The sequence below is a fragment of the Deltaproteobacteria bacterium genome, assembly GCA_026129095.1.
Taxonomy (GTDB): domain Bacteria; phylum JAGRBM01; class JAGRBM01; order JAGRBM01; family JAHCIT01; genus JAHCIT01.
Genome location: JAHCIT010000007.1, coordinates 95,250 through 118,979 on the forward strand (window position 1 = coordinate 95,250; position 23,730 = coordinate 118,979).

The 23,730-nt window shown below is 59.3% G+C and carries 21 protein-coding genes and 1 tRNA gene; 9 read left to right on the forward strand and 13 right to left on the reverse strand.

The annotated features are described in order from the left end of the window. The first annotated feature begins 4 nt into the window (after window positions 1-4). From KIT79_11255 to KIT79_11265, 3 genes are all read left to right on the forward strand, one after another. Entirely contained in the window at window positions 5-1,252 is a 1,248-nt protein-coding gene (locus KIT79_11255) for a hybrid sensor histidine kinase/response regulator (GenBank protein ID MCW5829878.1), read from the forward strand. Next, complete coding sequence (locus tag KIT79_11260) at window positions 1,245-1,844, forward strand: chemotaxis protein CheB (GenBank protein MCW5829879.1); 600 nt, start codon at window positions 1,245-1,247, stop codon at window positions 1,842-1,844. Before KIT79_11255 ends, KIT79_11260 begins: the two co-directional genes overlap by 8 nt. A gap of 61 nt (window positions 1,845-1,905) precedes the next feature. Next, window positions 1,906-3,513, forward strand: a complete 1,608-nt coding sequence (locus KIT79_11265; GenBank protein ID MCW5829880.1) for a response regulator — start codon at window positions 1,906-1,908, stop codon at window positions 3,511-3,513. A gap of 7 nt (window positions 3,514-3,520) precedes the next feature. On the opposite strand, the gene moaC is transcribed toward KIT79_11265, so the two are convergent. Next, window positions 3,521-4,003 (reverse strand): cyclic pyranopterin monophosphate synthase MoaC, encoded by a 483-nt coding sequence (gene moaC, locus KIT79_11270; protein ID MCW5829881.1) that lies wholly within the window; start codon window positions 4,001-4,003, stop codon window positions 3,521-3,523. 139 nt (window positions 4,004-4,142) lie between these two features. Here moaC and metH point away from each other — a divergent pair, with 139 nt between their 5' ends. Then, entirely contained in the window at window positions 4,143-7,634 is a 3,492-nt protein-coding gene (gene metH, locus KIT79_11275; GenBank protein MCW5829882.1) for a methionine synthase, read from the forward strand. Between the two features lie 3 nt (window positions 7,635-7,637). Here the strand turns inward: metH and fsa are convergent, their stop codons facing one another. From fsa to KIT79_11330, 11 genes are all read right to left on the reverse strand, one after another. Next, on the reverse strand, window positions 7,638-8,282 hold the full coding sequence (gene fsa / locus KIT79_11280; GenBank protein MCW5829883.1) for a fructose-6-phosphate aldolase: 645 nt from the start codon (window positions 8,280-8,282) through the stop codon (window positions 7,638-7,640). A 112-nt stretch (window positions 8,283-8,394) separates the two neighbouring features. Then, a complete protein-coding gene (locus KIT79_11285; GenBank protein ID MCW5829884.1) occupies window positions 8,395-9,381 on the reverse strand; it encodes an SGNH/GDSL hydrolase family protein in 987 nt (328 codons plus the stop codon). Window positions 9,382-9,383: 2 nt separating this feature from the next. After that, window positions 9,384-11,267 (reverse strand): tRNA uridine-5-carboxymethylaminomethyl(34) synthesis enzyme MnmG, encoded by a 1,884-nt coding sequence (gene mnmG / locus KIT79_11290; GenBank protein ID MCW5829885.1) that lies wholly within the window; start codon window positions 11,265-11,267, stop codon window positions 9,384-9,386. A 60-nt stretch (window positions 11,268-11,327) separates the two neighbouring features. Further along, a complete protein-coding gene (locus tag KIT79_11295; GenBank protein MCW5829886.1) occupies window positions 11,328-12,140 on the reverse strand; it encodes a hypothetical protein in 813 nt (270 codons plus the stop codon). 87 nt (window positions 12,141-12,227) lie between these two features. Beyond that, the gene (locus tag KIT79_11300; GenBank protein MCW5829887.1) at window positions 12,228-12,638 is read right to left on the reverse strand and encodes a hypothetical protein; all 411 of its coding nucleotides are present in this window, start codon (window positions 12,636-12,638) and stop codon (window positions 12,228-12,230) included. A gap of 2 nt (window positions 12,639-12,640) precedes the next feature. Further along, window positions 12,641-14,566: a Fe-S protein assembly chaperone HscA gene (gene hscA / locus KIT79_11305; GenBank protein MCW5829888.1), complete on the reverse strand. Its 1,926-nt coding sequence runs from the start codon at window positions 14,564-14,566 to the stop codon at window positions 12,641-12,643. A 47-nt stretch (window positions 14,567-14,613) separates the two neighbouring features. Next, the gene (locus KIT79_11310) at window positions 14,614-15,312 is read right to left on the reverse strand and encodes a DnaJ domain-containing protein (protein MCW5829889.1); all 699 of its coding nucleotides are present in this window, start codon (window positions 15,310-15,312) and stop codon (window positions 14,614-14,616) included. 31 nt (window positions 15,313-15,343) lie between these two features. After that, a complete protein-coding gene (locus KIT79_11315) occupies window positions 15,344-15,667 on the reverse strand; it encodes an iron-sulfur cluster assembly accessory protein (GenBank protein ID MCW5829890.1) in 324 nt (107 codons plus the stop codon). A gap of 20 nt (window positions 15,668-15,687) precedes the next feature. After that, window positions 15,688-16,086 carry a Fe-S cluster assembly scaffold IscU gene (gene iscU / locus KIT79_11320; GenBank protein MCW5829891.1) on the reverse strand — a complete coding sequence of 133 codons (399 nt, stop codon included), beginning with the start codon at window positions 16,084-16,086 and terminating at the stop codon, window positions 15,688-15,690. Between the two features lie 44 nt (window positions 16,087-16,130). Further along, window positions 16,131-17,366, reverse strand: coding sequence for an IscS subfamily cysteine desulfurase (locus tag KIT79_11325; protein ID MCW5829892.1), 1,236 nt, complete (start codon window positions 17,364-17,366; stop codon window positions 16,131-16,133). Between the two features lie 64 nt (window positions 17,367-17,430). After that, complete coding sequence (locus KIT79_11330; GenBank protein ID MCW5829893.1) at window positions 17,431-17,925, reverse strand: Rrf2 family transcriptional regulator; 495 nt, start codon at window positions 17,923-17,925, stop codon at window positions 17,431-17,433. Between the two features lie 301 nt (window positions 17,926-18,226). Between KIT79_11330 and KIT79_11335 the strand changes: the two genes are divergently transcribed. The 5 genes from KIT79_11335 (at window position 18,227) to KIT79_11355 (ending at window position 22,691) form a co-directional block, all read left to right on the forward strand. Then, window positions 18,227-18,311 (forward strand) — tRNA-Leu (locus tag KIT79_11335). Between the two features lie 141 nt (window positions 18,312-18,452). Then, window positions 18,453-19,664, forward strand: a complete 1,212-nt coding sequence (locus KIT79_11340) for an efflux RND transporter periplasmic adaptor subunit (protein MCW5829894.1) — start codon at window positions 18,453-18,455, stop codon at window positions 19,662-19,664. A gap of 32 nt (window positions 19,665-19,696) precedes the next feature. Continuing rightward, window positions 19,697-20,359, forward strand: coding sequence for an ABC transporter ATP-binding protein (locus KIT79_11345; GenBank protein MCW5829895.1), 663 nt, complete (start codon window positions 19,697-19,699; stop codon window positions 20,357-20,359). After that, entirely contained in the window at window positions 20,356-21,522 is a 1,167-nt protein-coding gene (locus tag KIT79_11350) for an ABC transporter permease (protein ID MCW5829896.1), read from the forward strand. Before KIT79_11345 ends, KIT79_11350 begins: the two co-directional genes overlap by 4 nt. Beyond that, window positions 21,522-22,691, forward strand: coding sequence for an ABC transporter permease (locus tag KIT79_11355; GenBank protein ID MCW5829897.1), 1,170 nt, complete (start codon window positions 21,522-21,524; stop codon window positions 22,689-22,691). Before KIT79_11350 ends, KIT79_11355 begins: the two co-directional genes overlap by 1 nt. On the opposite strand, the gene KIT79_11360 is transcribed toward KIT79_11355, so the two are convergent. Further along, window positions 22,692-23,717 (reverse strand): zinc-binding dehydrogenase, encoded by a 1,026-nt coding sequence (locus KIT79_11360; protein ID MCW5829898.1) that lies wholly within the window; start codon window positions 23,715-23,717, stop codon window positions 22,692-22,694. Window positions 23,718-23,730 lie beyond the last annotated feature (13 nt).

Below are 23,730 nucleotides of genomic sequence, written 5' to 3' on the forward strand. Positions count from 1 at the left end.
ACAAGTGACGGGGCTGGAGGGCAAGCGGATTCTGTGCGTCGATGACGAGCCGGCGAACCTGCAGCTTCTTGAGCGGGTATTCCGCCGGGCTCAGGCCGATGTACGTACGGCGGCAGATGCTGGCGCAGCACTGGACCTGCTCGGCCAGTTTGAGCCGGATATCGTCGTCACCGATCTCAGGTTACCGGACCTTCAGGGGAAGGATCTGGCTCTCCGGATCCGTGCGTCGCGTCAGATGCAGAACGTCCCTATCGTTGCGATTACGGCCTATGACGACCCGGTTGCCCGTGCCGAAGCCCTCGCCGCCGGATGCAGCGGTTATCTGACCAAGCCGATCGATGTTCGCACCATTACTGCACAGCTTGCGTCGTTCCTGCCTGGACAGCCGGGCGCATCCCCCCCACCTCCACCGACCAGCGAGGAAGTTCAGAGCCTGCGCCGGATGGGTGGGGATCTCGTGGATCGTCTCTATGCAAACATTTCCGAACTACGGGCCAAGAACGCGGAACTGTCGGCCCTCCAGGACCGGCTGGTTGAAGCCCGTACCCGCAGTGCCTTGGGCGAAATGGCGGCCGGCATCGTCCATGAATTCCGCAATCCGCTGTCCTCGATTTCCGGACTGGCCGGTGTGGTCGCCCAGGATCTGGCCATTGCCGGCAGGGACACCAAGTTTGCGGATCTGATCCGCGATCAGGTGTCGCGGCTGGAGCGGCTCTGCACCCAGCTTCTGGGGTTTGCACGCCCGGAAACTCCCCGCACGGAACAGTTCGACATTACGGACTGGCTGGGGCGGGAAATTGAACGGCTCAGGCCCGGATTCCCCGCCCGGTGGACACCCCAGAGCCCGGTGATACCGGGCAAGATGCTGCTGGTTCAGGGTGACGTGCACCACCTGGCACAAATAGTCCTGAACCTGGTCCGCAATGCCTTCGATGCCGTGGAAGATGGCGGAGACGTTCTTATCGCTCTGGAGGCTGTGGACGGGACGGCCCGGCTGACTGTGCAGGATACTGGCTGCGGGATTGAGCCCGATTCACGGGAAAAACTGTTTCAGCCCTTCTTTTCAACCAAAGGTGGCAATGGAACTGGCCTCGGGCTGGCGGTCTGCAAGCAGCTCGCCGACCGCAACAACTGGGAACTTTCCGCAGAGAGCGAACCCCGGCGACTCGACCGTCCCGGTAGCGGCTGGACCCGTTTCACCCTGAGTCTTCCACTGGTGCAACTGCCCCGGCAGGGAGCCCGTCATGAATAATCATGATGCCGTGGTGGTGATTGGCTCTTCCACCGGCGGGCCCCAGACGCTCCGGGCTTTTCTGGCGGCACTGAAGTCACCACTCCCCTGCCCCCTCATTATCGTCCAACACATGCCCCCCAAATTCACATGGGGCTTCGCCCGTGGGCTCGATCGAATCTACTGTGGTCATGTAGTAGAACTTCAGCAGGATGAACACCTGACCCCGGGCACCGCCTATGTCGCTCCTGGTGGCTACCGGGCCACCGTATGCCTCCCCGGTGAAAAGCCAAGATTTCGCATAGAACCCCCTTCGGCCGAAGACCGATTCGCACCAGGCATAGACCCCATGTTCAAGAGTGCCGCCGAACGCTTTGGCCGAAACACGCTGGCGATCATTGTTTCCGGAATTTCCACGGGACTGGTCATTGATGGAATAGAAGGATGCCGTTCGGTCAAGGAACGCGGTGGCGCCGTCTTCGTGGAGAACCCCGATACTGCCGTGTGCGGCGGGATGCCACGTGAATGTCTTCCCTATTCTGACCGCACCCTGGCGGGTGCAGATATGGCCCCGGCCGTCGAGGGCTGGCTGCTGGGGAGGATCACCAGTTGAAGAAGCAGACAGAATACGGGTATTTTGGCGTCAGTATGCATGACTACGGGAGCCCTCTGCCATGAACTTTCTCGTGGTTGACGACGAGGCGGTACATCGCCTTGCAGTGGGCGAAATCCTGCGCCGGGCCGGGCATCAGGTTACCGAAGCCGCCGACGGACTCCTGGCAACCGAATTTGCCACCACTCAGAAGTTCGACTGGGTGTTGATGGATATCCGGATGCCCCGGCTGGACGGTATCCAGGCGACGGAAGCTCTCCGCCAGATTGATCCGACCTCCAAGATCGTCGTTATTAGTGCCTTCGTGGATAGTGCCGTTCGCTCCCGGCTGGAGCAGCTTGGTGTTCACAAGATCCTGAACAAGCCAATTTTGCCCGAATCGCTCATCGAAACGGTCATGGGCGCAACCGGAAAAGACCGTCCTCCGCGCATCCTTTATATTGAGGATAACCCCGAGAACCTGCTGCTCGTCCGTCGGATTCTGGAGCGGAAGGGGTACGAAATACTGGCCGCCCAGTCGGGCCTTGCAGGGCTTGAGCTGGCCGCCCAGTCCCAGCCCGATCTCATCCTTCTCGATATCAACCTTCCGGAATTGGACGGTTACGCCCTCGCTTCCCGGCTGAAAAATACGGAAGGACTGAAGGACACGCCCATTATTGCCGTCACCGCCAATGTTATGGCGGGCGACAAGGAACGTTCGCTGGTCGCTGGATGCGACGGGTACATTGAAAAGCCGATCGATGTCGCCGCCTTTCCCGAACAGGTCAAGGCATTCCTTGCCGGCAAACGCGAGAAGATTGAAAATGTGGAAACCGAGAGCCGGTTCCTCAAGGAGTTCCGCGCCAATGTTGCCCAGCAGCTGGAAAACAAGATCCGTGAACTCGGACGGGCCAACGATGAACTACGCGAACTCGACCGTCTGAAGGGCGAGTTCCTGCAGAATATCTCCCATGAACTCCGGACACCTCTCACCCCCATCAGCGGGTATCTTGAGATGATGCTCACAGGTGAAATGGGCCCTCTGACCCAAAGCCAGCGCGAGGCGCTGAATGCGATTGAGCGGTCAGCCAAGAGACTCTCGGAGCTGATCGACCGGCTTCTGGACTTCACTCGGCTGGCATCAGGCCGGGCAGAAATAGCGCTGAAACCGTTCCCCGCCACCGAATGGATCTCCCAGATCCGGGGACAGATCATGCCGCTGGCGAACGAAAAAAAGATCTATATTGGCTTCGATAGCGGCGACGCCCCTGAAATGCTCTATGGCGACCGGGAGCGGCTGCTTCAGCTCGTGCTGAATTTGCTCCAGAATGCGGTCAAGTTCACACCGCCGGAGCGGAAGGTATTTTTCAGAATCAACCAGGCCGAGGCTGCTTCATTACTGGCCCGGTACGGGAACTTTCTCGGACAGCCGCTTACGCCCGGAACCAAATGGGTGCATATCGAGGTCGGCGATGAAGGGATCGGGATTTCATCTGAACACCAGCGCAGGATTTTTGACCGCTTTTACCAGGTGGATGGGTCACTTACCCGGCGGTTTGGAGGCATTGGCATGGGGCTCGCGCTGGTGCGGATGATCGCCGAATCCCACGGCGGGCAGGTCTGGGTGGAAAGCGAACCCGGTTCCGGAGCCACATTTCATGTCATTCTGCCAATAAAGAGTACAACTTGAGGACTGTCTAACTATTTCTGCGTTTCCAGTGCCCGCTTTTCCCTCCGGATTTTTCCAGCAGTCCTATATTCTTTATCACAATTCCGCGCTCAACGGCTTTCAGCATGTCGTAAACCGTCAGCGCCGCTATTGATACAGCCGTGAGGGCTTCCATTTCGACGCCGGTTTCACCCATGGTTTTCACGGCTGATTCAATGGTGACGACACCGTCACGGCCAAGCGAGGCGTCCACCTCCACACCCGTGACCGCTATGGGGTGACAAAGGGGAATGATATCCGGCGTCCGTTTGACGGCCTGAATACCGGCCAGAATCGCCACCTGCAGGACATCTCCTTTTTTTGCCTGTTTCGACCGGACCAGTGCCGCCGTGGATTTCGACAACTGCACCAGAGCCTGAGCCCTTGCGACCCTGACAGTTTTCAGTTTCCCGGAAACATCTACCATCCGGGGCTTTCCGCCGGAACTGATATGAGTGAGCTTGCGAGTCATGGCCCCTATGCGTAGTGGATTGATGCTGGTAGCGGCAAGGTGTGGAAACCACGCCCGGAAGTGATTATAAGTTCCTCCCCGCCCGTGCTGGCCGGGCAGTTCCCGCGAAATGCCGCCAGCGAGGTAATCCGCCTTCCCCATGCCCCCTGAATCCCGCTTTCTGGAAGCCCTGAAGTCTCGCGTACTTGTATTCGACGGGGCGATGGGGACGATGATCCAGACGTACCACCTCACCAAGGACGACTTTGGGGGACGGCAGGGTGCGAACGATTACCTCGTTCTGACCCGCCCTGATGTCATACGGGAAATTCATGCCAAATACCTTGAGGCGGGGGCCGATGTAGTCGAGACCTGCACGTTCCAGTCCACCCGGCCACGGCTTGAGGAGTGGGGTCTCGGCGACAATGTGGCCGAAATCAATATCCGGGCCGCCGAAATTGCCCGTGCCGAAGCTGACCGGTTCTCCACTCCGGACCGGCCGCGTTTTGTGGCTGGTTCCATGGGACCGACGGGCTTCCTCCCCAGCTCATCCGACCCATCACTCTCGAATATCACCTTCGACCAGCTTGAGGAGATATTCCGCGAGCAGGCCGAGGCGCTGGCCAGGGGTGGCGTTGATACATTCCTGATCGAAACATCACAGGACATCCTTGAAGTGAAGGCCGCCATCGCCGGATGCGACCGTTTCCGCCGCGAAAGTGGCCGTTCCGATATCCCCATCATGGCCCAGATCACACTCGATCCTTCGGGCCGGATGCTCCTGGGCACCGATGCTGCGACGGCACTGGCGATCCTTGAAGAACTGCCGATCGCGGTCATCGGGATGAACTGCAGCACCGGCCCGCATGAAATGCGTGAATCTGTCCGGTATCTGGGCGAGAACTCATCCCTCCCGGTCTCCGTCATTCCAAATGCCGGAATGCCCGAAAACATTGACGGGGAGGCACACTACGGGCTGAAGCCGGATGCGCTTGCCCACGAACTGCGCGATTTCGTCGGAAAACACGGCATCAGCATTGTTGGTGGATGCTGTGGCACCACTCCGGAGCATATCCGTGCCCTGAGCGACTCCGTTCGCGGGCTTACGCCCGGCAAGCGGCCCAGGTTTCACCTTCATGTGGTTGCCTCGCCCATCAAGCCACTCCGGCTGGATATCGACAATCCCCCGGTTGTGGTGGGTGAGCGCCTGAACGCCCAGGGTTCACGCAAGGCCAAGGAGATGATGCTGGCCAAGGACATTGATGCGCTCGTCACCCTCGGCAAGGAACAGGTGGACGATGGCGCGCACATGCTGGATATCTGCACGGCCATGACCGAAGCGCCGCTCGAAAAGGAGCTGATGCTGGAACTGGCGCGCCGGCTGTCGCAGGAGACAGACGCCCCGCTTATGATCGACTCCACCGAAGCCGACGTGATCGAGGCAGCACTGAAGGTCATTCCTGGACGTGTGATCGTGAACTCGATCAATCTCGAAGGCGACGGTTCCAGGGTAAGAAAGATTGCCCCCCTGATCCGCAAGTTTGGCGCCGTAACCGTTGCCATGACGATTGATGACTCCGATCCCGAAGTCCGCGGCATGGCCAAAACCGCCGCACACAAGCTTCAGGTCGCCCGCAAGATCACGGATATCTGCACACGGGAATATAATCTGGACCGGGATCAGCTCGTTTTTGACGTACTCACGTTCACACTGGCCACAGGAGAGGCGGAGTTCCGCAGGTCGGCCACAGAAACCATTGAGGGCATCCGGGCGGTAAAGAAGGAACTGCCCGGCGTATTTACCGTACTTGGTGTTTCCAACGTGTCGTTTGGCCTGACGCCTCCGGCACGGAGAGTCCTGAACTCGGTTTTTCTCTATCACTGCGTACAGGCCGGGCTCGATCTTGCCATCGTGAACGCCAAGGAGATCATCCCCTATGCCGAAATACCCAGGGACGCGCGCGATATTGCCGAAGATCTGGTATTCGACCGCGCCGACGACGCCCTGCCCCGCTTCATCAAGCACTTCGAGGGCGCGGCTGGTGCCCCTGCTTCCGATCCCCGAAAGGCAAAAATCGACCCGTCGCTTCCGGTCGAGCAGCGTATCCATGAGCACATACTAAAACGGGTCAAAGAGGGGGTGATCGAGGCGCTGGAGGAGGCCCGAACCCAAAAGGGTTACTCCCCGGTCGACATTATCAACAAGATACTTCTTCCGGCCATGAAGGACGTCGGCGACCGCATGGCCACGGGCGAGATCATCCTGCCGTTCGTTCTCCAGTCAGCCGAGGTGATGAAGCGGGCCGTCTCGCACCTTGAGCAGTTTCTCGACAAGGACCAGTCCGTCACGAAAGGGAATGTCGTTCTCGCTACCGTTTATGGCGATGTGCATGACATCGGAAAGAACCTCGTCAAAACCATCTGGTCGAATAACGGCTACACGGTGCATGATCTGGGAAAACAGGTACCGCTCAATACAATTCTCGCAAAGGCCCAGGAGGTTGGCGCCGTTGCGATCGGGCTCTCGGCCCTGCTCGTCACCACATCGAAACAGATGCGGTTCTGCGTTGAGGAGCTGGAAAAAATGGGGCTCCCCTTTGTACTGATCGTGGGTGGTGCGGCCATCAACCGGGAGTACGTGGCCCGGATTTCGATCACCGACGGGGAGAGTCCATACCGTAATGGTGTTTTCTATTCGAAGGACGCCTTTGAGGGACTCAGGCATCTCAACGCCGTCGCTGATCCGGAAGCAAGGGTGTCCTACATCGGCGACAACGTCAGGGACAACCAGCAGCGTTACTTCCAGTCACTGAAGCGTGCCACCAGCGCCAAGGCGCATGTGGGCAGCGCCGGGAAAACGAGCAGTATCCGCCGTGATGCACCCGTTCCGATACCACCGTTCTGGGGATCGAGGGTGCTCGGCGAAATCCCGCTTGCCGAGGTTTTCCCGCTCATCGACCGGAAGGCGCTGTTCGGCCATTCGTGGGGTGTGCTCAAGCGCAAACGCAGCCAGGAGGAGTACGACCGGGATATCAGGGAGACTTTCGAGCCACTGCTCCGCGATCTCCAGGACCGGGCCATCCGCGAGAAGATCCTGCTACCCAAGGCTGTCTATGGCTTTTTTCCCGTCTGGTCAGACGGGGAATCGCTCGTGATTTTCGATCCCGTAGTTCCGACCCGGGAACTGGGCCGTTTCAGCTTTCCACGCCAGCCCGAAGGCGACCATCTCTGCCTGGCCGACTATTTTTCACCAAAGGATCGCGGCCAGAAGGATGTCCTTGCCCTTGATGTGGTAACTGTCGGCGACCGGGTAAGTGAAATCTGCAAGGAATATGACGCCAAAGGCGACTACTCGATGAGCCTCTACCTGCATGGACTGGGCGTACAGACCGCCGAGGCCATGGCTGAATGGGTACATCAGCGCGTGAAGGCTGATCTCGGTATTCCAGGCGGGCAACGATATTCGTTCGGCTACCCTGCCTGCCCCGATCTCACCCAGCAGGGCCTGCTGTTCAAACTGCTTGGTGCGGAACAGGCCATCGGGACCGTGCTTACCGAGGGTTTCCAGATCGTTCCGGAAGCCTCTACAGCCGCTTTTATCGCCCACCACCCGGAAGCAAAATATTTCAGCGTCCGGGACGGAGTCGAATAGGCTTCATTTGGGCGTTTTCCTGGCGTCGGCCAGAAACTGTGCAAGACCCGTGTCGGTCAGCGGATGCCTGGCAAGCTGCTTGATGACCTTGAGTGGACAGGTAGCCACGTCGGCACCGATCATCGCTGATTGAAGCACATGAATCGGATGGCGGATCGACGCCGCCAGTATCTGTGTTCCGAAACCGTAATTGTCGTAAATTGTCCGGATCTGTCCGATCAACTCCATGCCGTCCTGGGAGACGTCATCGAGACGGCCGATGAACGGGCTGATGTAGGTAGCCCCCACTTTTGCAGCCAGGAGTGCCTGGGTCGGTGAAAAACACAGGGTAACGTTGGTCTTGATCCCTTCAGCAGTAAATATCTTCGTGGCCTTGATCCCTTCCTCGATCAATGGAACTTTCACAACAATGTTCTTGTGGATCTTCGCCAGTTCGCGCCCTTCCGCCAGAATCCCGGCGCAATCAACAGCCGTCACCTCGGCGGAAATCGGCCCGTCCACCAGCTTTACAATGTCATCCAGTACATCGCGGAACTTCCGGCCGGTTTTGGCAACGAGTGACGGATTGGTGGTCACGCCATCCAGTACACCCAGCGCATTGGCTTCCTTGATCTCCTCGATATCGGCCGTATCAACGAAAAACTTCACGCATCATCCTCCCCGGCATCAGGCAAAAACCCGCTGGACATTGAGCCTATGGAGCAGAAGGCTCGCCCGCAAGCGTTCATCCGATTTTTTCCGAATACAGTTTTCCACAGTTTCAGTCGGAACTGCCGGGGGGCGGAGCCGGTGTGTTACCCCATTCAAGCGGCTTGTACTGCAGCGCCGCGCTCAGGCTCACCATGAAGCGCGTGGCCAGGTAATCAGCGGCCTCAGCAGTCGGCAGCCACCCACCCGGCTGGTACGGACTCGGAATCTGCACGGAAAGCTGCTTGCCGCCTTCCTGCACCTGACATCGGGCGGCCCGTGCGATCTGGTCGGCCACATGCGTATGCAGGGCTGAATCCACAGGTACCACTACAACGCATGGCAGCGGCAACGGAAAGTTCTTTGCCAGCGTCGACAGTTCATCAATCAAGGGCGCGAGTGTCTGGCTGTTTTCATGCAGATCCGTCCGTGACTGGCGGCGCCGATCACTCCAGTAACCCCAGCGGCCTGTGAGGCGGGATCTTAATGCGCCGCCCCAGTAAGCCAGCGTAGCATTACCTGCGGGCGGCCGAAGGTCGTCTTCCGAAAGGACAAGAACCCAGTCAAAGGGCTCGCCTTTCCGGATCTGGTGCAGCAGTCTTTCCAGTGAAAGGCGGACGTTGTAACCCGGCACACCGGCATTGTGCACCCGGATCTGTTCATTGTAGGCACGAAAGTAGGCGACGCCCACATGTGCCGGAAATGTTTCGGCTGCTTCGAGACCCTCGCCAAACACCCACTCATCTCCAAACACGAACAGCCGATGAGTTACGCCGGTTTCTGTTTCTTCCGGACCCACACGGAAACCTTCGCCATCGGTAATGATCCGTACAGGCTTTCTTCGCCTGGTAAACCCCTCAAATTGCATATCCAGATAGGGCTGGACTGCAAACCGGTATGACCGGTCCGGCTTGATCCGAAGCAGCCGCTCCTCAGGTCGCGGAGGAAGCCCGAGTCCGGCAAGCCATTCGGCTACGCCCCAAAGCAATACAATCGATGCAATCACCGCTGGCACGATGCGGCGGCGACTGGTTCTCTGCGGCACAACCACTTCAGTCACCGCTACCGGAGCGCACCCTGCTGGTGAAGGTAAACCATGAGCACATTGATGGCTGCAGGCGTAATGCCTGATATCCGGCTGGCTTGGCCGAGCGAGCGCGGGCGGATTCCAGACAGCTTCTGCCGGACCTCGGTCGAAAGCCCGCGGATTCCGGCATAGTCGATCCCGTCGGGAATAATGACGTCCTCATACCGGCGCGACCGTTCGACCTGTCCTTCCTGCAATTTCAGATAACCGCGGTAGGTCGCCTCGACTTCAAGGGCTGTCTCCACCCACCGGCGGCCGGCCCCATCCAGATGACCGAGCGCATCCTCGAAATCGTCAACCAGCGCCACTGTCCTGCGGTAGTCAAACTCCTCCCGCCGGAGCACGTCCCAGAGTGTCTGGGGCTTGCGGATATCAGCCGCGCCCAGTTCGCGGAACTGCCGCCGTATTTTTTCGCTCGGCGTGATTACAGTACGTTCCAGCCGGGCTGTCTCACGCTCCAACGCATCGCGCTTCCGGAGAAACTGCTCCCATTGGGCATCACCGACCGTTCCCAGTTTATGGCCGATTTCGGTCAGCCGCAGCTCCGCATTGTCCTCCCGGAGCAAGAGACGGTATTCGGCCCGGGATGTGAACATTCGATATGGCTCGTCCACGCCACGCGTCACGAGGTCATCAGCCATGACACCGAGGTAAGCCTGATCGCGGCGGAGGACCAGCGGATCGTCCCCCCGGACATACTGGGCGGCGTTGATACCGGCGAGAATACCCTGACCGGCTGCTTCCTCATAACCCGAAGTGCCGTTGATCTGTCCGGCATGGAACAGCCCCGGAACCTTTTTTACCTCGTAAGTGGCCTTCAGTTCCGTCGGTGGCACGTAGTCATACTCAACCGCATAGCCCCAGCGAACGACTTCCACATTCTCAAGACCGGGGATAGTACGCAGGAACCGTAGCTGCACATCGGCTGGCAGCGAGGTTGAAAGGCCGTTCGGATAGACCTCAATGGTATCGAGCCCGTCTGGCTCCAGGAATATCTGGTGACGGTCCTTGTCACGGAACCGCACTACCTTGTCCTCGATCGAAGGGCAGTATCTGGGCCCGATGCCCTTGATTACCCCTGTATAAAGCGGTGACTCATCCAGCCCGCCCATGATCTCCTGATGGGTCAGTTCATTGGTATAAGTAATCCAGCAGGGAAGCTGATCCCGGTCAATCCGGTCCGTCATGGCCGAAAAGGGCCGGGGGGGAATGTCGCCATCCTGACGCTCCAGAACGGCATAGTTGATCGTCCGGGTATCGAGCCGGGGGCAGGTACCAGTCTTAAGCCGTCCCACGGGGAGCCCCAGTTCCCTCAGTGAATCCGACAGCGTCCGGCAGGGTTCATCACCCACACGGCCGCCACCTGTCTGCTGGCCACCGGTATGCATGAGGCCGTTAAGAAATGTCCCGGTCGTGACGACAACTGCGCTGGAGGCGAACGTCTCCCCGGCTTCGGTTTCCACGCCGGAAATCCTGCCGCCCCGTGTGATCAGGCGGCTCACCATCGCCTCACGTACCGTCACGTGCGGCTCGCCAGCGAGCCGCCGGGTCATTTCGTAATTATAGAGCTTGCGGCAACACTGGGCCCGAGAGCCCCAGACCGCCGGACCTTTGGAAAGGTTGAGCGTCCGGAATTGTATTCCGGCTGCATCAGTAGCGCGGGCCATCTCGCCGCCCAGTGCGTCGATCTCCTTGACGAGATGCCCCTTGCCCAGGCCGCCGATGGCCGGATTACAGCTCATCAGGCCAATCCGGTCCTTTCGTGATGTGATGACCAGGACGTTCAAGCCCATGCGGGCTGGCGCAAGTGCTGCCTCAATCCCCGCATGGCCGGCCCCTATGACAATGACATCGAACATCGGCCCTTAAGGTTCACAATGCCGTCAGGCGGGTCAAGCTGACAGGAAACCGGTCATCCCCTATGGAATTTCCGGCGAGGGGGGTATTTCCTGCGGGTTTGCCGGGCCCGAAGGAGGAGGTGCTGGCTGCTTGAACGGACCAAAGTCGGGAGCATTGGGGTCCGGCAGTGGCTCTTCGGGAATTGGATCGGGGTTTACCTGCCCCGGCTTCGGCGCAGGCTGCCTGGGTTCAGCCTTCCGGGGCTGCTCGCCCTCTTCAGACGGGGCGGGAGTCGAGTGCTGGATGCCCTCCCCAACCGGCCCCAAGGGGGCCGGGAGTGGTTCGCTCCCCGCTGGCAGAATCCGCAGGGTTGCGTCCTCGTTCTCAACCGCCCTCCGGGCCTCATCACGGCGCTCCTGCTCACGACGTTCAGCCTCCAATTGGGCCTCGGTCTTGGCCTTGCTCGGAAGCTGCGAAGCGAACCGGAATGTGTAGATGATTCGCGTACGCGGGCAATCACACTCGGGGAACCTCATGCGGTTGACCAGCCGCATGAACTCGTCCTCGAAATCCTTCAGAACATAGTCTCGCTCGATCATGGTAACCGATTCAACGTCACCATCCGGTGAAATGACCAGATCAAGCCGGTAGAAGTTCATGAAATGCGGGTAGTCGGCTTGCACCCGGAAATAGAGATCACGAAATGGCTGGGCCTGTTCCTGAATTGCCTTTTCAATCGCTTCAAAGCTGCGCGGCCCGGTGATGTGCTTTGAATAGGGCGTGACGATCTGAAGCTTGCGGGATGCACAAGAGGCACTGGCGAGCAGCAACAGGACAAGACCGAGCAAACTGCCAGCACGGCGCAAGGAAATGAAGTAAGTTACTTTATTCACGCCTGCATGGTGTCCAAAACCGTCCAAACCGTCAAGCGGGTATTTCCGAATGAGCGGGATTTAATGGGGATATGTGGAAAGGCCGCCCTACCGGATCGAAACCACTTCGATTCCGTCTGGAGTGCTGCGAAGAAGAAACCGGATGGGATCGTCCGGATCCTTTTCAACGATGAGTTCGTCCGCCACGAACACCCCGTCCAGACCCGTTCCAAAATGCCGCTTGCCGTGACATTCCACGATGATGTCCCCCACAGGCACCATTTTGCCGCCCCGGTACGGAAGCAGCCGGACCCGATACCCGGCCCCCGGAAGGCAGTTATCTGGCCAGTGGTTTGGGCTGATCTGGACTTCCAGTTCGACTCGGCCCCGCCGTTTCATGTCTGCCGCCGCATCCCGCAACTGGTAGCGGATACGGGTAGCCATGTCGCTCACAAGCGTTTCGCATCCGGTCGCCATAAAGAAGCAAGCAAGGGCGACAACGGACGCGGCTTTACGCATGGTCAATTTGCCGGCTTTGGGGGAGTCCCTTGAGCCACTGCATGGCCGCCCAGTTCGTCTGCTTCCTTCACAAGCCTGGAACTGGCGAGCGCAGTGGCTTCCTGCCCGCCGAGTGCGTCCTGGATGGATGTGTTAATAAGTTCTTCCGCAAGTCCATGCGTGGCGAGATCAAGTTCGTCTACCATCGCCTGGAGAACCGCCCGGTCATTGCCCTGCAGGGCCGCTTTCACGGTCATCAGCGCCTGCTGGACTCGCTGCATCTCGGATTGCGAGAGCCGGACACCGCCCTTAGACAGCGCCTTCTCGGTAGCCCGGACCATTGTCTCCGCCTCGACTTTCAGCTCCACAAGCTGCCGTATTTCAAGATCCTCCTGCGCATGGGTGATAGATTCCGTGAGCATCCTCTCAATGGTATTCTCGTCGAGCCCTGAAGCGGGCTCCACTTGGATTTGCGCCGCCCGGCCAGTACGTAACTCCTTGGCAGTAACTTTCAGGATGCCGTTGGCGTCCACGAGGAAAGACACCTCGATCCGGGGAACCCCGGCGGGAAGCGGGGGGAGATCGCTCAGCTCGAATTTTCCCAGAAGCCGGCAGTCTTGGACCAGTTCACGCTCGCCCTGGTAGATATTGATCGCTACCCTCGTCTGCCCATCCACGAATGTCGTGAAGTTCTCTTTCGCCAGGGACGGGATGGTCGTGTTCCGGTGGATCAGTTTGGCCATCGCACCGCCCATTGTCTCGATTCCGAGCGAGAGCGGGATAACATCCAGCAGCAGCAGGTCATCCCGGCCTCCGGACAGGATCTCGCCCTGCACGGCCGCCCCAAGCGCAACCACCGCCTCGGGATTCAGTTCCGTATGCGGTTTGCGGCCAAAAACATCCTCGACGAATTTCCGTACGAGCGGGACACGGGTGGACCCGCCCACCAGCACTACTTCGTCAATTTCCTTGGGGCTCACCCCGGCATCATTCATGGCCGCCCGCACAATCACGCCAGTACGCTCCACGATCGGCCGGATCACCGCCTCGAACTGGCTGCGCGAAACGGTCTGCCGGTAACTGAAATCGCCGGTTTTCACTTCAAAAACCGCGCCCTGCTCGTCCGACAGCCTGATTTTCACGCGTTCGCATTCGGCAGCAAGCACGGCACGTCCAACGGCCGTATCCAGCAGATTCCGGCCCGTTTCACGCTCACACTCCTCATTGATCCACCGGGCAAAGGCATTGTCGAAGTCATCTCCGCCCAGCTGAGTGTCGCCGTTGGTCGCCTTCACCTCGAACACCCCGTCCCGGAGATTCAGGATGGAGATATCAAAAGTCCCGCCACCCAGATCATAAACGGCAATGAGGCCCTGTTTTTTCTTGTCCAGGCCATAGGCGAGCGCGGCTGCTGTCGGCTCGTTGATGATACGGATGACATTGAGCCCCGCAATCTCCCCGGCAATCTTCGTCGCCTGCCTCTGGCTGTCGTTAAAATAGGCCGGGACCGTAATGACGGCATCTTCCACCGGCAGCTTGAGGACAGATTCGGCACGGTCCTTCAGTTCAGCAAGAATGAGCGAGGACGCCTCCACAGGATTCAGCTTCCGGCCTCCGACGACAAAATTGACCATCTCCTTGTCCGTCGGCTCGACCGAATAGGGAAGCTGCTTCGCTATCTCTTTGACTTCCTCATAGCGTTTCCCCATGAACCGCTTCACCGAAAACAGCGTCAGTTCGGGATTCAGGATCCGCTGTGCCCGCGCCCGTTCACCGACCATGATCCCGTCACCCGTGAAGGCGATCATGGAAGGCAGCAGCGGATGCCCGTCACAGTCTACGAGTATGCGCGGTCCGCCCTGATCGGAAACCGCCACAAGGCTGTTCGTCGTTCCAAGGTCAATGCCTACAACCGGGGCCTTTTCCTTCTTGCCCTTGATGGCCGACATGTCGATCATGATGGGACGGGCCATTCAGTAAACCTCTATCCGGCTTTTCAGCCGGCCTTTTGTGTGAGCCGTGCGATATCCTCGCGCATCCGGTACAAGTACTGACGCACCTGCCGTATCTGCGCCAGTTCCGCATGAATCGATTTGCGGAGATCCAGTGCCCCAGCTCGCCTGCCGGGATCATGCAGACCGTGTTCGTGCCAGCGCCGAACGACACGATCAACTGCTTCCTGGTTTCCGGTTTCGCTGGCTGCCAGCCGTGTCTCAAACGCCTGGAGCGCCGCTTTCGCCTCCACGCCACCTTCCATCAGGGCCTCCTGAAGCTCGAAGTAGTCCTCAGCGAGTTCCGCCGGAACCTGCCCTTTTGCCGCCGTCTTCCCCGCCTCCAGCCCCAGTTCCTTCCCTTCCAGGACAAGCAGGTAATCCAGACGGCTATCCGGGTTCCGGAGTGTCCGGTAAGCGTCATTCACCAGCGCCGAGCGATGCATGGCATTTTCGAGCTGCCCGGGCTTCCGGGTATAGCGGTCCGGATGCAACCGTCGCGACAGCTCGTAAAACCGTTTCTCACCCTGCTTCGTATCGAAGTCAGGCGACCGGGGAACCCCCATGACCGTAAAATAGTCCTCATCGCCCCGGAGCGGCTGCACGGCTTCACAGGATGGACAGAACGCGTCGCTGCCGGCGACCGAATGGCCGCAGAACTCACAGGCATACAGGACCGTCTCGTGGTTAGTTGATGGCCTCATTGGAAAGACGGCCGGCGAACCACACTTCTCCCTATGCCGCGAACGATTCGCCGCAACTGCAGTTCTTGCTGGCATTGGGGTTATTGAAAACAAAACCGGAACCTTCGAGTCCATCCGTATAATCGAGCTGAATCCCCTGAAGGTAGAGAGAACTCTTGGGGTCAATGAATACCTTGAAGGCACCGGTATCCTGAACCCGGTCATAGGCACCAGGCTCCTTCTCGAATGCCAACCGGTAACTCATTCCCGAGCAGCCACCCCCGACAACAGCCACCCTCAGACCGGCCGCACCGATCTGCTCCTTTTCCATGAGCCGCTGGACCTGCTGCACGGCCTGGTCGGTCAGGGTGATAATCTGGTCGCTCATCGCCCGTCTCAACTTTCCTTCTTGGTATCCTGACCCTGTTTCTTCAGGTAGTCGTTGATAGCGGCCTTGATGGCGTCCTCGGCCAGCACCGAGCAATGGATCTTCACCGGCGGCAGTGCCAGTTCATTCACGATATCGGTGTTCTTGATCTTGAGCGCATCGTCCACGGTCTTGCCCTTCACCCACTCGGTTGCAAGCGAGCTGCTGGCGATGGCGCTCCCGCAACCGAAGGTCTTGAACTTGGCATCCTCAATCCGGCCGTCTTTCACCTTGATCTGCAGTTTCATGACGTCACCGCATTCAGGCGCGCCGACGACACCCGTGCCGACGTTGTCGTCACCCTTGTCCAGGGCGCCCATATTCCGGGGGTTTTCGAAGTGGTCAATTACCTTGCTGCTGTATGCCATATGCAATTCTCTTTCTTTGGCGTCACCTTAATATGGGTCGGAACTCAATGGGCTGCCCACTGCACCGACTTCAGATCAATCCCTTCCTTGTGCATCTCGTACAATGGCGAAAGATCCCTCAGCCGCCGCACGGCGCGGATCACTTCGTCCATCACAAAATCCGTTTCCGCTTCGGTCGTAAAACGGCCCAGGCCGAACCGGATGGATGTATGGGCGAGTTCTTCTCCCACGCCGAGCGCACGGAGCACGTAACTCGGCTCCAGACTGGCCGACGTACAGGCTGAACCCGAACTCACCGCCACATTCTTGATCGCCATCATCATCGATTCGCCTTCCACGAAGGCGAACGAAATGTTCAGGTTGTTCGGTAGCCGGTGGACTGGATGGCCGTTCAGGTAGATCTCGTCCAGTTCCTTGCGGAAACCATCCCACATCCGGTCCCGAAGCTTGCGGAGCCGTCCGCTCTCTTCTTCCCACACCTGTGCCGCCTTGGCCGCAGATGCACCAAAACCCACAATGCCCGGCACATTCAGCGTTCCCGACCGGATGCCACGCTCGTGACCGCCGCCATGAATGACCGGCGCGACGCGCACACGGGGGTTGCGACGCCGGACATAGAGGGCACCCACGCCCTTGGGGCCATACATCTTGTGGGCCGAGAGCGACATGAGATCAATGCCCATCTGCTGGACATCGACCCTGACCTTGCCGATCGCCTGCACAGCATCGGTATGGAAGATAACGCCCTTTTCCTTGCAGAGCCGCCCAATCGCCTCGATATCCTGAATCGTGCCGATCTCGTTGTTGGCGAAGATCACCGAAACCAGGATCGTGTCCTTGCGGATTGCCCCCGCGAGCTGCTCCAGCGAAATGCGTCCGGTGGAATCGACATCGAGGTAGGTCACCTCGAAACCCTTTTTCTCTAGGTATTTGCACGGATCAAGCACCGCCTTGTGCTCGATCTTCGTAGTAATGATGTGCTTGCCCTTCTCGCCATACATCTCGGCGGTGCCCAGCACGGCAATGTTGTCCGACTCGGTCGCCCCGGAGGTGAATATGATTTCCTTCGGGTCGGCCCCTACCAAGGCGGCAATTTCGCCGCGGGCCTTTTCGACGGCAGCCTCGGCGGCCCATCCGTATGCATGGCTACGGCTTGCCGCGTTGCCGAACTCCTCGGTGAAATACGGCAGCATCACCTTGAGCACATCGGGATCAACAGGCGTCGTTGCGTGGTAGTCCATGTAGACCGGCACGCGAACCCCGTTTTCCAGTGTCTTCATCTCCGGCATGAGTCCAAAATCACCTTTCGCTGGCTGTCCCTGCTGGACGTCCGAAAACCCAAAATCAGTCAGCGGCGGCGGCGGCCCCAGGGTTACCTGCCGCCGGCCGCTGCCCTTCCTGAACCGGGTCAGAAACGCCCGCGAAAATTTCCCCGAGCGTCGTCGAGCCGAGAACATCCTTCACCCGGCCATTCAGCCGCCGCATGGGTCCGACAATCGTGCAGTGGTTGAACTGGATGCAGGTCTGGGTACCCTTGCCATCAACCCCGCCAGGACGGGCACATTCGATCATTCCCAAAGGACCATCCATCGCCTCAATGAACCTGGCGAGGCTGACCTGGTCCAGATCCGTGGAAAGACTGTACCCGCCCAGGATTCCCTGGTGGCTCTGTACGTAGCCTTCCCGCTTCAGTTTCTGCATGATCTTTGAAACCAGATCGAACGAAAGGTGGTACCTGTCGGCTATTTCACGGGCACTGGAGTAGGTCCCTTCCGACTGGGAAGCGATATGCTTGAGCGCGATGATCGCGTATTCAGTTTTCTTGGTGAACTGAAACATTTCGCGTTCCCTTTTCCTTTCGGCGGGTCCAATTTCCTCAAAACCCGACCTTAATTGTCCGAGATCAAGATGAATCCTGTGGCCAAGGTTGTCAAGATAGGACTGGATTTGTCTTTGATTAAGTGGGCAGCGCATTTATCTAAGTAATTACAGCTAGTTATATGGCCTCTGATTGACTTGAGAATAGCCCTGACAGACCATTCCGTAGGGAAGAAGCCGACACTGGATTCCTCATGGTATTTCCCGTATTGATTAGAGGCTTTCACCGGTATCACTTGCCGACAGACGCGACAGAACATGCGCGAGAGTGGTGAAATTGGCAGACACGCAGGTCTTAGAAGCCTGTGCCGCAAGGCGTAGGGGTTCAAGTCCCCTCTCTCGCACCAGCCTTAACTCTGTGTTTGCCTTGAATAGCGGGGCGTCCAGTTCAGAAAACATCCTGTTAAACCAGTCCCGCGTGGCCGGTACATGCCCGTTTATGGGTGCGCTTCGCTGGAAACCACCGGATTTTCGGCTATGAAGTCCCCATGACCGATCAGCTGTCATCGGATCTCAATTCGCTGCGCATATCACGCGATACTCCCCCTCCCCGGCAACGGCGCCAGTTGGGCTGGGTCATACCCATAGCCGCCGGAATTGCCGCAATCGTCATACTGGTCCCAATCGCCCGCCGGATCGTCTTCAAGACCAATGTGGAAGTGACCGAGGTTATTTCTGCATCCCCCGCCCGGGCTTCAGTGCTGCTGACAGCGAGCGGCTATGTGGTTCCTCAGCGGGTTTCAAAGGTCGGTGCCAAGATCACCGGCCGGATTGTCAGGATCTACGTCCGCGAGGGCGACACGGTTAAGGAAGGCGACCTGATCGCCGAACTGGAAGACGCGCAGGAACGGGCGGCCATTACGGTAGCCCAGGCACGAGCGGCTTCAGCCGAGGCGCGCGTACGGACCGCAGCCGCACAACTGCTGGAGGTGGACCGCCAGACGGACCGGCAGCGCCGGCTCGCCGAAGAAGGGGTCACCGCCTATGCGACGGTCGAGGATCTGGAAGCGCGCCGCGATTCGCTTGTCGCTGCCAGGGATGCTGCACAGGCCGAACTGGATATGGCCCGTGCCGAAGTAAATGCCCTCCGTACGACGCTCTCGTACATGCGGATCGAGGCACCCCTGAGCGGTGTCGTCATCGCCAAGCCAGCCGAGCCGGGGGAACTGGTCGGGGTAATGGCGGCCAATATTGCCGAAATCGCCGACATGTCCAGCCTTATGGTCGAAGTCGATGTCCCTGAGCGGCGGCTCGCCCAGGTAGTTCCGGGCAATCCGTGCGAGATTGTGCTGGACGCATTTCCCAACCGGAGACTCCGCTGCAAGGTGCATGAGATCAGCCAGCGGGTCGACAAGGCAAAAGCCACCATCACCGTCAAGGCGGCATTCGTGGACGAACCCAAAGGCGTTCTGCCTGACATGTCGGCGCGTGTGGGATTTCTCACCGAAGAACTCCCCGAAGATATCCGGAACAAGCCCGACGAACTGCTTGTCCCCAAGTCGGCTGTTGTTGGCGACCGGAACGATGCAGCGGTGTTTGTTATCCTGGATGGCAAGGCACGGCGTACCCATATTGCTTTCGATGAAGAGCGCGGAAACTATTACCGCCTCGTCGAAGGACCGACACCCGGCACCCGCATTGTCGACAAGCCGCCGCCGGGTCTCGCTGACGGACACCCAATCAAGGAGTCACTCCCGTGAATGCACCCGCGCAACAGACTGACAGCAGGCCGATGGTGGAACTGCAAGGCATCACCAAGACCTACCACCGCGGAGACGAAGCCCTTACCGTCCTGCACAATCTCGACTTCAGCCTCCCCAAGGGCGGTTACGTCGCGCTCATGGGTCCATCCGGTTCCGGCAAGTCGTCCCTCCTCAACATCATTACCGGTCTTGACCGGCCGACTGCCGGCACAGTCCGGGTTGCTGACCATGTATTGACGGATATGGAAGATGGCGGACTGGCCAGATTCCGCGCAACGACGCTAGGGCTTATCTTCCAGACCTTCAACCTCCTCCCGGTGCTGACTGCGCTGGAGAATGTCGAGTTGCCCCTGCTCCTTACGCACCTGCCCGCAGCCGAACGGAAAAAGCGGGCTGAAACCGCTCTCCGCATTGTGGGCCTTGCCGACCGGCTTCACCACTATCCGCGCCAGCTTTCGGGCGGACAGGAACAGCGCGTCGCTATCGCCCGTGCACTTGTCAACGATCCGGAACTGATCGTGGCGGACGAACCGACCGGCGACCTCGATCGGGATAGCGCCAACGATGTCCTTGCCCTGCTGGAGAAGCTGAACAGCGAGTTTGGCAAGACCATCCTGATGGTGACCCACGATCCGGCAGCGGCCGAGCGCGCCCATGCAATCCGCCGTCTCGACAAGGGCAACCTCGTATGAGCCTGGCCCTGCTGGCACGGCGGAATATCCGCCGGAACACGGTTCGCACCGCTCTCACGATGGTGGCACTTGCCATCGCCGTCGTGGCATTTGTAGCAATTCGCACCGTGCTGACGGCGTGGAGCGTTGCCGCTGATTTTGCCGCCAAAGACCGGCTGGCCACCCGGCACAAGATGTCGTTCGTCATCAGCATGCCCAAGCATTATGCCGATACGGTGCGCGAGGTTCCGGGTATTCAGGCGGCAACCTGGATGAACTGGTTTGGTGCGCGTGATCCGCGCCGCCCGGACAGTTTTTTCGCCACCATCGCAGTCGATACCCGGACATTTCTTGATGTTTATGATGAAGTGATGCTCCCCGAGGACCAGAAGACCGCCTGGCTGGAAACCCGTAATGGCGCGATCGTTGGTGAAGTGCTGGCCAAGGAACTCGGCGTCCAGCCCGGCGACCGGGTGACACTGCAGGGAACGATCTTTCCCGGCTCGTGGGAGTTTGCAGTGTCGGGGATATACGTGCCGACCCGGCAGACGATCGACCGGATGTCACTGTTCTTCCACTGGGACTATCTCAATGATTCGATCGAGGAAGCCCGCCGCGACCAGATCGGCTGGATCGTAAGCCGGGTGGACGATCCCACCGCCGGGACGCGGATTTCCCAGGAGGTGGACCGGATATTCGACGAACGGGAGGTGCCCACGCTTACCCAAAGCGAGCGTGACCTGAATCTCTCGTTCATGGGCATGGTTTCGGGGATACTGAAGGCACTCGATATTGTCTCAATCGTCATCATGCTGATCATGCTGATGATTCTCGGCAACACGATCGCCATGGGCGTCAGGGAACGTACCCGCGAAAACGGCGTTCTCCGGGCGCTCGGGTTTTCGCCCGGACAGATCGTCGTGCCGATCATGGGCGAGGCTGCTGCCGTGGGCATCCTGAGCGGTCTCATCGGGCTCGTCCTCGCCTATCCCATCGTGGAACTGGGAATGGGCCGGTGGCTGGAGGAAAACATGGGGGCTTACTTCCCCTATTTCCGGATCGATCCGGTTACAGCCGTCACTGCGGTCCTCCTGTGCGGGCTGCTGGGTGTGCTGGCATCCATACCACCGGCATGGGGCGCGGCAAGAATGAAGGTCACCGACGCGTTGAGGCAGGTGGGCTGATGATACCGGTTGCTTACAATATCCGGAGCCTGAAGGTCCGGAAGCGGAATACCATCGCGGCAGCGGCAGGGCTGGCAATGGTGGTCTTTGTCTTTTCCGCAGTGCTGATGCTGGCCGAAGGAATTGAGCGCACACTTGGACGCTCCGGTGAAGATGGTGTGGCGATTCTCCTCCGCAAAGGCGCGGATGCGGAACTTTCCAGTGGAATCGATGCTGCACACCTCGGAATCGTGGCTGGTGCCGGCGAAATAGCTACTGGCTCCGGTGGCATACCGCAGGCACTGGGGGAAGTGGTGGTTGTGCTGGCACAACCAATCGCCAGGATGCCCGACCAGTTCGCCAATGTGACTGTCCGGGGCGTCCCGGACAACGTGCTTCCCTTCCGGTCATCCGTGAAGATCATCGAAGGCAGGGCTGCGACTCCCGGCACCGACGAGGCAATCATTGGCAAGGCCATCCGCGGAAGGTTTGCAGGGATGGATCTGGGGCAGTCGTTCGAACTTCGCAAGAACCGGCCCGTCAAGGTCGTCGGTATCTTCGACGCCCAGGGCTCGGCCTACGATTCCGAAGTCTGGGCCGATATCGACGCCGTGCGGAGTGCATTCGGCCGGCTTGGCGGGCTCTCGTCAATCCGGGTGCGCCTGCAGTCGCCCGGCCGGTTCGACGCATTCCGGGCCCGCATAGAAACCGACCGGCAGCTCAGCATGGAAGTCATGCGTGAGCGCAGCTACTACAACAAGCAGTCCGAAGGACTTGCCCTGTTCATCACTGCCATGGGGATGATGATCGCCGTTCTGTTTTCTACTGGCGCCATGATCGGCGCCATGATCACCATGTATGCATCCATCGCTCACCGGAAACGCGAGATCGGAACCCTGCTTGCACTCGGGTTCTCGCGTATCAGCGTCCTTGTGTCGTTCCTGCTGGAATCGGTGCTGCTGGCACTTGTGGGAGGGGGCATCGGTGCGGTTCTGGCCCTTTCGATGCGGTGGGTCAGCTTTTCAACCCTGAACATGCGCACCTGGTCGGAGATTACTGTCTCTTTTGAACCGACGGCTGGAATCGTGATCGGATCGCTCGTATTCGCCGGTGTGATGGGAATCATTGGCGGGCTGCTGCCCGCCATCCGGGCATCCCGCATGTCTCCCGTCACCGCGATGCGGGACTGACTACTGCCAAGGGTCCAGCATTACCTTGCACTGGCGGTCAGGCACCTTGAGTGCTTCGAATGCGTCAGGGAAACCCTGCAGGCCGGTCACCCCGGTTACCATCTGAAGCGGGTCGATACGTCCTGCCGCCATCATGTCGAGCGTGAACTGGAAATCCTGCCGCCGGTAGCCCACGACGAAATCCATACGTACTTCCTTGATGACTGCCAGAAGCGGAAAGATGGTATCGTTCTGCGAGCATACCCCGACGACGACAATACGCCCGCGCGGCTTCACGGTCTGGATACACTGCTGGATAAGCCCCGGCACGCCGACGCATTCAAACACCACGTCCGGTGGCCCGCCGGCAAGCTTCGCAAACTCCGCTGCCGGGCTCTGGCGTGAAGCATCAATGACGCCAGTCGCACCGAATTTCGCGGCCATCTCCAGACGCCCCGGCGATTTTTCACTCACGATCACGTGACGGGCGCCGAAGAACCGGGCCCACATGGCGGTCACCAGCCCCACCGGACCGGCACCGACTACCAGTACACTGTCGCCGCGCCTGATCTCCGACCGGTTCACCGCATTCAGGCCCACGGCGACCGGCTCCACCAGCGCGCCCTGCTGGAAGCTCACGCTTTCAGGCAGTTTCAGAAGCTCGCTGGATCCGGCAATTACATACTCGGCGTATGCACCCGGTATCTGGCCAAGTCCCGTCGCCCGGATTTTCATACACCGGATTCCATCCCCCGACAGGCAGGCCTCGCATTTCCCGCAGGCGACAAAGGGTAGCGCACAGACACGGTCGCCTTCCTTCCATTTGTTCCCTGCATCGGCCCCAACGGCCACGATTTCACCTGAAAACTCGTGCCCCATCACCGTCTTCGGCGGCAGGCCCGGCGGGAGTGATGCGGCATGCAGATCGGAACCACAGATGCCACAACTGCACACCTTCAGCACCACTTCGCCAGCTTTCGGCGAAGGATCCGGCACCGTTTCCACGGCGAGCGGCGCACCGATCCTGTGGAAAACTATTGCCCGCATTTCAACCGGCTCC